The organism is Stenotrophomonas sp. PS02301 (assembly GCF_029959485.1).
Classification (GTDB): Bacteria; Pseudomonadota; Gammaproteobacteria; order Xanthomonadales; family Xanthomonadaceae; genus Stenotrophomonas; species Stenotrophomonas maltophilia_Z.
Genome location: NZ_JASCOO010000138.1, coordinates 1 through 8135, shown reverse-complemented (window position 1 = coordinate 8135; position 8135 = coordinate 1). Strand labels below are relative to the sequence as shown.

The window sequence follows — 8135 nt, the reverse complement described above, 5'->3', positions numbered from 1 at the left end:
CGCGGCCCTACCCCCATGGCAGAGAATCCAGGGCGCCAGGGCAAACCCCCCCCGGCGGCCGGCCCGCACCGGCCGCCGTGGGTCCCACCTCTACGCCTTGGCCAACGCCTGCTCCAGGTCCGCCAGCAGGTCGTCGATGTGCTCGATGCCGACCGACAAGCGCACCGTGTCTTCGCTGACGCCCGCCTTCTCCAGCTCGGCCGCATCCAACTGCCGGTGCGTGGTCGAGGCCGGGTGCGTGGCCAGTGATTTGGCATCGCCCAGGTTCACCAGACGGGTGAACAGCTGCAGTGCATCCAGGAAGCGCGCGCCGGCGGCGCGGCCACCGGGCAGACCGAAGGTCAGCACGCCGGAGCCGTGGCCGCGCAGGTACTTCTGCACCAGCGCGTGTTCGGGGTGGTCGGGCAACGCGGCGTAGTTGACCCAGGCCACCTTGGCATGGCCCTGCAGATGCTTGGCCACGGCCAGGGTGTTCGCGTTGATCCGGTCCAGCCGCAGTGCCAGCGTCTCGATGCCCTGCAGGATCAGGAAGGAATTGAACGGTGAAATCGCCGCGCCGGTATTGCGCAGCGGTACCACCCGCGCGCGGCCGATGTAGGCGGCCGGCCCGAGGGCTTCGGTGTAGACCACGCCGTGGTAGCTCACGTCCGGCTCGTTCAAGCGGCGGAAACGCTGCTTGTGCTCTGCCCAGGGGAAGCGTCCGGAATCCACGATCGCCCCGCCCAGGCTGGTGCCATGTCCCCCGAGGTACTTGGTCAGCGAATGCACCACGATGTCCGCGCCGAAATCGATCGAGCGCTGCAGGTACGGCGTCGCCACCGTGTTGTCCACGATCAGCGGTACGCCATGCGCATGCGCGATCTTCGCGACCGCTTCGATGTCGGTGATGTTACCGCGCGGGTTGCCGATGGACTCGACGAACACCGCCTTGGTGCGGTCATCGATCAGCGCGCCGAACGCCTGCGGGTCGCGGTAGTCGGCAAAGCGCGTTTCGATCCCGAACTGCGGCAGCGTGTGCGCGAACAGGTTGTAGGTGCCGCCATACAGCGCACTGGCCGAGACGATGTTGTCGCCGGCCTCGGCGATGGTCTGGATCGCGTAGGTGATCGCGGCCTGGCCCGAGGCCAGGGCGAGCGCGCCGATGCCGCCCTCGAGCGCGGCGATGCGCTGCTCGAGCACATCGGTGGTCGGGTTCATGATGCGGGTGTAGATGTTGCCCGGCACCTTCAGGTCGAACAGGTCCGCGCCATGCTGGGTGTCATCGAAGGCGTAGGCCACGGTCTGGTAGATCGGCACCGCCACCGCGCGGGTGGTGGGATCGGGCCGGTAACCGCCATGCACCGCGATGGTCTCCGCGCGCCACTGTGATTCGGGACTGCCGTGTTCGGACATATCGCATCGTCTCCAGGTGAATGCCGACGATACCGAACAAAAAACCCCCGCCGAAGCGGGGGTTCATGCCAAACATGCATGGTGTGAGGCCCAACGGTTATCAGGCCGCCGGTGCGCGCGGGGCTCAGCCCTTCACGAACACCAGCTTGCCCTCGGCCGCATCGACCCGGATCACATCGCCATTGAGGAACTCGCCGGAGAGGATCTTCTGCGCCAGCGGGTTCTCCAGCTGCGACTGGATGGCACGCTTGAGCGGGCGGGCGCCGTAGACCGGATCGAAGCCGACGTTGCCCAGCAGCTGGAAGGCCTCGTCGCTGACCTCGATGCGCAGGCCACGCTCGGCCAGGCGCTTCTCCAGGCCCTGCATCTGGATGCGGGCGATCTGCTTGATCTGCACCTTGTCCAGCGGATGGAACACGACAATGTCGTCCAGGCGGTTGATGAATTCCGGGCGGAAGTGCGCCTGCACCACCCCCATCACCGCCGCCTTCATCTGCGTGTAGGCCTCCGGGCTGTCATCGCTGCTCATGTCCTGGATCTGGTGCGAGCCCAGGTTGGAGGTCATCACGATGACGGTATTGCGGAAGTCCACCGTGCGGCCCTGGCCATCGGTCAGGCGGCCGTCGTCGAGCACCTGCAACAGGATGTTGAACACATCCGGATGCGCCTTCTCCACTTCGTCCAGCAGGATCAGCGAGTACGGGCGACGGCGCACCGCCTCGGTGAGGTAGCCGCCTTCTTCGTAGCCTACATAGCCCGGGGGCGCACCGATCAGCCGCGCGACGCTGTGCTTCTCCATGAACTCGCTCATGTCGATGCGGATCATCGCGTCGCTGCTGTCGAACAGGAATTCAGCCAGCGCCTTGCACAGTTCGGTCTTGCCCACGCCGGTCGGCCCCAGGAACAGGAACGAGCCGCTCGGGCGATCCGGATCGGACAGGCCCGCACGCGAACGCCGCACCGCATCGGACACCACCTTGATCGCCTCTTCCTGGCCCACCACGCGGTTGTGCAGCATGTCTTCCATGCGCAGCAGCTTGTCGCGCTCGCCTTCCAGCATGCGGTTGACCGGAATGCCGGTCCAGCGCGAAACCACCTCGGCGATCTCTTCGGCGGTGACCCGATCCTGCACCAGCTTGAACTCGCTGGTTTCCACTTCCTGCGCGGCCGCCAGCTGCTTTTCCAGCTGCGGCAGCTGCCCGTACTGGATCTCGCTCATGCGGCCGAAATCCTGGCGGCGCTGGGCCGATTCCAGTTCCAGCTTGGCCTGTTCGATCTGTTCCTTGATCCGGGTCGCGCCCTGCAGCGTGGCCTTCTCCGACTTCCAGATTTCGTTGAGATCGGAGAACTCGCGCTCCAGCGCATCGATGTCATTCTCAAGATCGGCCAGGCGCTGGCGCGAGGCATCGTCCTTTTCCTTCTTGAGCATTTCGCGCTGGATCTTGAGCTGGATCAGGCGCCGCTCCAGGCGGTCCAGCTCCTCCGGCTTGGAGTCGATCTCCATGCGGATGCGCGAGGCGGCCTCGTCCATCAGGTCGATGGCCTTGTCGGGCAGCTGGCGGTCGGCGATGTAACGGTGCGAGAGCGTGGCCGCCGCGACGATGGCCGGGTCGGTGATCTCCACGCCGTGGTGCACGGCGTACTTTTCCTTCAGCCCGCGCAGGATCGCGATGGTGTCTTCCACGCTCGGCTCGCCGACCAGCACCTTCTGGAAGCGGCGTTCCAGCGCAGCATCCTTTTCGATGTACTTGCGGTATTCGTCCAGCGTGGTCGCGCCGACGCAGTGCAGTTCACCGCGGGCGAGCGCCGGCTTGAGCATGTTGCCGGCATCCATCGCGCCATCGGCCTTGCCCGCACCGACCATCGTGTGCAGCTCGTCGATGAACAGGATCACCTGCCCTTCGCTCTTGGCCAGGTCGTTGAGCACGCCCTTGAGGCGCTCTTCGAACTCACCGCGGAACTTGGCGCCGGCGATCAGCGCGCCCATGTCCAGCGAGAGCACGCGCTTGCCACGCAGGCCCTCGGGCACTTCGTCGTTGATGATGCGCTGGGCCAGGCCTTCCACGATGGCGGTCTTGCCCACGCCGGGCTCGCCGATCAGCACCGGGTTGTTCTTGGTGCGGCGCTGCAGGACCTGGATGGTGCGACGGATTTCCTCATCGCGGCCGATCACCGGATCCAGCTTGCCGGTCTCGGCCCGCGCGGTCAGGTCGATGGTATATTTCTCCAGCGCCTGGCGCTGGTCTTCGGCGTTTTCCGACTGCACGGTCTCGCCGCCGCGCACCTTGTCGATCGCGGTCTCGATCTTCTTCTTGTCGGCACCGGCGGCGCGCAGCGCCATGCCCAGGGTGCCGCCATCGTCCACCGCAGCCAGCACGAACCACTCGCTGGCGATGAAGGCATCGCCGTGCTGCTGGGCCAGCTTGTCGGTGTTGTTGAGCAGCCGGTTCAGATCGTTGCCGATCGACAGGTTGCCTTCCTGCCCGGAGACCTTGGGCAGGGCCTCCAGGGTTTCATTCAAGCGTTCGCGCAAGACCGGCACGTTGACGCCGGCCTGGGCCAGCAGCGGGCGCGTGCTGCCGCCCTGCTGGTCCAGCAGCGCGCTGAACACGTGCACCGGTTCGATGATGTTGTGGTCGCGGCCCACGGCCAACGACTGCGCGTCGGCCAGCGCCTGCTGGAAACGCGAGGTGAGCTTGTCCATCCGCATGTTCTTGTCCTCGATGTAAACGGGGCTGGCCGTGCCAGCACTGTCCCTGAAATGCGGTTACGGGGGCGTGTTTCAAGGGTGGATGAGATGCCGATTCAGGGTTCGTCAGGCCGTCGGTGGCCGGGCCAGCAGCGGCGGTTCGGGCGGCTGCGGGACCAGGCAGCCGAGACCGGCGGGCAGGTCCAGTGCCACGGTGTAGCCCCCGGTGACGCCGTAGCCTATCCGCCACGACGAAGGGAACAGATCCGGCGGCTGGAACGCGATATCCACCGCAATGTCGCTCAACGTATCGGTGACCTGCAGTGGCGTGCTGGCGGGCGCGTACTCGATGTCCTCAGCACCGCGCGTGGTGATCACGTTCCTGCGCTGGATCGCGGCGGCCGGCACCGACGAGCGCGGCGCGCCGCGCATCTGGAAGGCCCCATGGAAGCCCGTGTCGACCAGCATCAGGTTGTTCTCGCGGCCCCGGATCGGAAAGCGGACCTGCTGGAAGGGACCCCACAACGAGGAGGTGAAGACGGTCCGGCGCGTGCACGCGGCCGGGGTCTGTGCTCCCAGCAGCGTCAGCGTTTCACGCGAGAGCGTGATCCGCCCCAGCGCGCGCAGCACGTCCAGGCCGATCAGGTTGAGCTCGCGCGCCGCTTCGCTGTTGAACGACACATCACGTACCCGCTGCCCACCCACCTCGATATCGATCGGTGCCACCAGGCCCGCCTGCTGGATATCGCCCTCGACGATGCGCGACACCACGAAGCCCTCGGTAACGGCCAGGCCGAGCGAGTCGGCCAGCGCGCGGCTGATGTGCGAGCGCGGGGCCCCGGTATCAACGATGAAGGCGGCCTCTTGGGTGACCGGCGCGCCATCGCGCGTGCCGTGCAGCGTGAGGGTCACCGAGGGCAACTCATTGCTGAACTGGATCGGCACCGCCACGTCCTGGGCCCGCTCGGCTGCGGGCAGCGCGCTGCGCGGCCATGTGGTGAAGGACGCGAACGCCGGCCGGGTGACATCGGGCACTTCATCGCCGGCCCTGAGCATCGGCAGGATGGTGCGCTGGTAGTCCTCGCGCACGCGCAGCATCAGGCTCGCCCATCCGGCGATATCGCCCTCGATCAGCGCATTGCCCGCGAGGGTGGATTCGCACAGGAACGCCAGACCCTGCAGCGCCGGCGGTGCATCCCGGGTTTCATCCAGGCACTGGCGTGCTGCACGGTTGGAGGCGGCCAGCTCGCCACGGACACGATGGTAGCCCGCTGCACCGAGGTGACGGCGCGGACCGGATGCACCGCTCATCTCACGCAACGAGGTCAGTTCCGCACGCAGCACCGCATCGCTGTAGCCGAACCCATCGTGCAGTGCCACCGGATCGGCCGCCACCGTGGCCGGCAACACCGCCACGCACATGCCCAGGACCCACTTCCGCATCGCGTACTCCCATCAACATGCCCGCTCGACCCTAGCACGGGAACCACGCTGCGCTCACGCCTGCTTTCGGCAGCACCGGCGATGCTGGAGGCCGGTTCCATACGGAGTGGCGGCATGCATTACGAACTGTATTACTGGACCGGCATCCAGGGCCGCGGCGAGTTCGTGCGGCTGGCGCTGGAAGATGCCGGCGCGGGCTACACCGACATGGCGCGCATCCATGGCGATGCGGTCATGCAGCCGTACCTGCAGGGCAAGGTTGAAGGCCTGCAGCCATTCGCGCCTCCGTTTCTGCGTACCGGCCGGCAGGTGATCGCCCAGGTCGGCGCGATCCTGGACCACCTGGGCCCGGAACTCGGCCTCGTCCCGGATGCCAGTTCACGGCGGCAGCAGGCACTCCAGCTGCAATTGACCATCGCCGATCTGGTCGCCGAGGTGCACGACACCCATCACCCGATCGCAGCGTCGATGTACTACGAGGATCAGAAGCACGAAGCCAAGGCGCGCGCCGCCTCCATGCGCGGCGAGCGCATGCCCAAGTTCCTGGGCTATTTCGAGAACGTGCTCAAGCACAACGGCGGGCGGCATCCGCTGCGGGAGCATTCCTACGTGGATCTCTCCCTGTTCCAGCTGCTGAGCGGGCTGGAGTACATGTTCCCGCGCCGCATGCAGGCGCTGTGGCCGACGCTGCCGCAACTGCGTGCATTGAAGGACCGGGTGGAAACCCGGCCCAACATCGCCGCCTATCTCGCCTCCGAACGCCGTCTGCCGTTCAACACCAACGGCATCTTCCGGCATTACCCGGAGCTGGATGGCGAGGCATGATCCGTAGCACGACCGGAGCGCTACGCGCGTTCTGAGGGCTGCTTCTGCAGCGACAACAACGCCAGCAACCCGGCCAGCGCCACATAGGCGCCGGTGAACTGCCAGCTGATGATCTTCGGCAGTCCTTCCAGCTGCCACGGCAGATAGATGCCACCGCGCGGGTCCACCGAGTGGATCAGGCCAAACAGCGTCAGCGCCGCCGCCACCAGCAGGAACCCGGAGGCGCGCAGCAGCCTCCCGTCGATCATTGCCACCACCGCCGCGATCCACAGCATCGAGGTGATGATGAAGCCATTGCCCAGGGTGAAGATCACCGCCAGCTCCGGCAGGCCATGCCCATCCAGGGTGGTGGTCATCGCCGCCAGCTGTTCCGGTGCGATCCAGCCCGGGGCCTTGATCGCCAGCAGGTACGCCACCGAGGGCAGGAAGCCCAGCACCATCGCGCCGGCATGCTCGCGCGGCGTGGCCTGGAAGGCCTGGGTGGTGATGTCGATCGCCACGTACACAATGATCGGGGCCAGCACAGCCAGCGGCAGCCACTGCACCAGCCCGGAGATCACGCCCAGCATGCCGCCGATGCCGACGAACAGGCCGGTCAGCAGCGTGTAACCGCTGCGCGCGCCCATGTGCTTGTAGGCCGGCTGGCCGATGTACGGCGTGGTCTGCGCCACACCGCCGCAGAAGCCGGCCACCAGCGTGGCGATGGCTTCCACCAGCAGGATGTCGCGGGTGCGGTAATCGTCACCGGCGGCGCGCGCGCTCTCGGAGACATTGATGCCGCCCACCACCATCAGCAGGCCGAACGGCAGCAGCAGCGGCAGGTAGGTGATCGCGGTCGGCAGGCCGTCGATGAAGCCGAGCGTCGGCCACGGCAGCACCACCTGCGGCGGCACCCACTCAGGCACCTTGAAGCCCGGTGCACCCAGCCCGGCAAGCCCGAGGCCGTAATACAGGATCGTGCCGAACACGAACGCGACCAGCACGCCGGGCGCGCGGATCGGCAACTTGCGCTTGGCGATCAGCACGTACAGCAGCAGGCCCAGCGTGACGAAGCCGACGATCGGCGAGCGCAGCGTTTCCAGCAGCGGCAGGAAGCCCATCAGCACGATCGCGATACCGGCGATGGAGCCGAGCAGCGAGGCACGTGGCAGCGCGCGGGTGACCGCTTCGCCGAAGAACGAAAGGATTACCTTGAGCACGCCCATGATCACCAGCGAGGCCATGCCCAGCTGCCAGGTCGCGATGGCGGCATCGTGCGGCGCCAAGCCCTGCCCTTTGAAAGCCAGGAAGGCCGGGCCGAGCACCAGCAGCGCCATGCCGATGCTGGTCGGCGCATCCAGGCCGAGCGGCATCGCGGTGACATCGTCACGGCCGGTACGCGCAGCTAGGCGCCGGGCCATCCAGGTGTAGAGCACGTTGCCGACCAGCACGCCGAAGGCGGTGCCCGGGAACATGCGGCCGAACACCACATCGGCCGGGAACTGGAAGATGCCGACCAGTGCCATCGCGATGAAGCCGAGGATCGACAGATTGTCGACCACCAGGCCGAAGAAACCATTGAGATCGCCGGCAACGAACCAGCGGGGGCGTCCGGTGGGGACGGGAGCAGTGGCGGACATGCGCAGGGCGGCCGTGGGGAGGGGGTAGCCGATGGTAGGGCCTCCCCGCCCCCAGTAACAGGCGCATGGATGGAACGCCGGGAAACGCCCGCCGACGGGGGACGCGGCACCGCGCGGTAGTGCCGGCCGCTGGCCGGCTCCCGCCATTGCCTGGAGCATCCTGAGGA

Annotated in this window: 5 protein-coding genes; 1 reads left to right on the top strand and 4 read right to left on the bottom strand. The window is 67.0% G+C overall.

What is annotated here, in order from left to right:
• Nucleotides 1-90 precede the first annotated feature (90 nt).
• The 3 genes from QMX81_RS19655 to QMX81_RS19645 all read right to left on the bottom strand — a co-directional run bounded on the left by QMX81_RS19655 (nucleotide 91) and on the right by QMX81_RS19645 (nucleotide 5524).
• The gene (locus QMX81_RS19655) at nucleotides 91-1392 is read right to left on the bottom strand and encodes an aminotransferase class I/II-fold pyridoxal phosphate-dependent enzyme (RefSeq protein ID WP_282264007.1); all 1302 of its coding nucleotides are present in this window, start codon (nucleotides 1390-1392) and stop codon (nucleotides 91-93) included.
• 124 nt (nucleotides 1393-1516) lie between these two features.
• Nucleotides 1517-4102 carry an ATP-dependent chaperone ClpB gene (gene clpB, locus QMX81_RS19650; protein WP_121039199.1) on the bottom strand — a complete coding sequence of 862 codons (2586 nt, stop codon included), beginning with the start codon at nucleotides 4100-4102 and terminating at the stop codon, nucleotides 1517-1519.
• Between the two features lie 105 nt (nucleotides 4103-4207).
• Nucleotides 4208-5524 carry a retropepsin-like aspartic protease gene (locus QMX81_RS19645; RefSeq protein ID WP_282264004.1) on the bottom strand — a complete coding sequence of 439 codons (1317 nt, stop codon included), beginning with the start codon at nucleotides 5522-5524 and terminating at the stop codon, nucleotides 4208-4210.
• A 114-nt stretch (nucleotides 5525-5638) separates the two neighbouring features.
• Between QMX81_RS19645 and QMX81_RS19640 the strand changes: the two genes are divergently transcribed.
• Nucleotides 5639-6349 carry a glutathione S-transferase gene (locus QMX81_RS19640; protein ID WP_282264002.1) on the top strand — a complete coding sequence of 237 codons (711 nt, stop codon included), beginning with the start codon at nucleotides 5639-5641 and terminating at the stop codon, nucleotides 6347-6349.
• A 20-nt stretch (nucleotides 6350-6369) separates the two neighbouring features.
• Here the strand turns inward: QMX81_RS19640 and QMX81_RS19635 are convergent, their stop codons facing one another.
• Nucleotides 6370-7968 carry a hypothetical protein gene (locus QMX81_RS19635; protein WP_121039206.1) on the bottom strand — a complete coding sequence of 533 codons (1599 nt, stop codon included), beginning with the start codon at nucleotides 7966-7968 and terminating at the stop codon, nucleotides 6370-6372.
• Between the last annotated feature and the right edge of the window lie 167 nt (nucleotides 7969-8135).

Excerpts from the sequence above, each read along its gene's own strand:
- QMX81_RS19655 (WP_282264007.1), bottom strand. The coding sequence starts at position 1,392 with ATGTCCGAACACGGCAGTCCCGAATCACAGTGGCGCGCGGAGACCATC.
- clpB (WP_121039199.1), bottom strand. The coding sequence starts at position 4,102 with ATGCGGATGGACAAGCTCACCTCGCGTTTCCAGCAGGCGCTGGCCGAC.
- QMX81_RS19645 (WP_282264004.1), bottom strand. The coding sequence starts at position 5,524 with ATGCGGAAGTGGGTCCTGGGCATGTGCGTGGCGGTGTTGCCGGCCACG.
- QMX81_RS19640 (WP_282264002.1), top strand. The coding sequence starts at position 5,639 with ATGCATTACGAACTGTATTACTGGACCGGCATCCAGGGCCGCGGCGAG.
- QMX81_RS19635 (WP_121039206.1), bottom strand. The coding sequence starts at position 7,968 with ATGTCCGCCACTGCTCCCGTCCCCACCGGACGCCCCCGCTGGTTCGTT.